The following is a 1,954-nucleotide window of genomic DNA, read 5'->3' as shown; positions in this document are numbered from 1 at the left end:
TAATCGGGTAGCCGGAGGTATCTAGCCTCCAGCCCCCACACCACCCTGCATGCGGCTCCGCACAGGGCGGTTCATTTAGAACTCCTAACTCACTTTTTGGTTAGGATAATGAACTGCGATCCATCCATCTCTTAGTGAATATAATCCTGCTTTCTTCAGATACTCATTACTCAGCGCTTGCTGTATCCCTGGTGTTTTAGAGCTACGCCATGGGCCTTTACTTGTGATACCACAAGCAACAGCGGCTTGGATCCTGACGCCACGTTTAAGTAAGTTTTGTACCTTAGTCCGTGGTTTTCGCCACTGACGCCAGTAACACATACGAACACGACGTCGGATCCAATGGTCTAAATCGACACACCCTTGATAGGTGTTAGCTATGCCAAAGTAATTGATCCAGCCTTGCATGTATTGACGCACTTTAAACAGCTGATAACTCATACTCACGCCCCAATTTCGGTTCGTTAGCCGTCTTATCTTTTGCTTGAAAATGTGTAATGTTTTAGCATGCCACTGGATCTTGCCTCGGTTAAATGTAAACCCAAGAAACTTGCTTTGAGCGACCTTAACCACTTGGCTTTTCTGTTCATTAACGACTAGTTTTAGCTTGATGGCCAGATATTGAGTAATGCTCTTGAGTACTCGATCTCCCGCCCGAATAGACTTTACCAAAATGATAAAGTCGTCCGCGTAGCGGGCGAATTTGTGCCCTCGGCTTTCCAGCTCTTTATCCAGACTATCCAACATAATGTTAGAAAGTAATGGTGAGAGTGGGCCGCCTTGAGGCACACCTTCAAAGCTTGCTTCAAATTGGTTATTGACCATCACACCTGCTCGTAGGTACTTACCGATAAGCGCTAATAGGCGCTTATCCTGTACTTTATTCCTTAGTTGAGTCATCAATAGATCATGATTAACTCGGTCAAAGAACTTAGACAGATCAACGTCGACGGCAAATTTGCGTTTCTGTTTGATGATATCTCTTACTTGCAGTACCGCTTGTTTTGCATTTCTGTTCGGCCTAAAGCCAAAGCTGTTAGTCGAAAAGAATGGGTCAAACAGTGGTGTGAGTATTTGAGCAATAGCTTGTTGAATCACACGATCAATGACGTTAGGGATCCCCAATTTGCGTTTACCACCATCGGGTTTATCGATCTCCACGCGCCTGACCGCTGAGGGTTGGTATTCACCTTGTTCTAATTGAGATTTACACTGTTCCCAACCGCCTTGTTGCATCCAAAGCGGGAAGGCTTCGATGGTCATGCCATCGATGCCCGCCGCGCCTTTATTGGCTTTCACTTGACGCCAAGCTCGGTGTAGATTTTCAGGTTCGAGCAGTTGTTGGAATAGATCGCGGTTGAAGGCCGGTTGCATATCAATACGCTGCCGATAGTAATCGTCTGGCGACGTAGTGGGTATCGACAAGTTTGACAAGACTTCTCCTTCTTCTAAATGTTCAGGCCTTCACCATGTCCCAGCCATTACGATGGGCATTTGGCTACTATGCCGTCTGCTGACTTCTGCTTAATCACATGCCGAGTTACCCCGTCATGCGCTATCGGTTTCCATCTGGTTCGCTCTTTTCAGTCGATGACACTGAAAAGCCAAGGCACTTATAAACCAGAGCCTTACTGGTTAATAACCGATCGCGTGTTAAGCAGATCTCCCCAGATAAGAACATGAACTTTCTTTGCACTGCTGCATCATTTACGGTGGCCATTAGATCACGTGGTTTCGTCGTCTTGTGCCAACTCACCTCTAGCCTACGCCTCATATGATGTTCTTGTTCATCAGCTCGCAAATTTGCTAGCGGCTTCCTCCAGACCAAACCTCGCGATTAAGCCCTTGCCATTCGCTAGTAGTTAACGTTAAATAACAGTATGTTATTTAAACGGTGACCTTCCTACAGAGGACTTTCACCTCATTAGTTCATGCCCATGCTGGGCGTACACAA

1 protein-coding gene is annotated in these 1,954 nt (G+C 46.3%); it reads right to left on the bottom strand.

Annotated elements, in window-relative coordinates; all coding sequences use genetic code 11:
- Nucleotides 1-84 precede the first annotated feature (84 nt).
- The gene (gene ltrA / locus AYY17_RS13795) at nt 85-1,434 is read right to left on the bottom strand and encodes a group II intron reverse transcriptase/maturase (protein ID WP_067424516.1); all 1,350 of its coding nucleotides are present in this window, start codon (nt 1,432-1,434) and stop codon (nt 85-87) included.
- Between the last annotated feature and the right edge of the window lie 520 nt (nt 1,435-1,954).

It is taken from the genome of Morganella psychrotolerans (genome assembly GCF_001676055.1).
Lineage (GTDB): Bacteria > Pseudomonadota > Gammaproteobacteria > Enterobacterales > Enterobacteriaceae > Morganella > Morganella psychrotolerans_B.
This window is presented reverse-complemented; position numbering and strand designations above follow the sequence as displayed.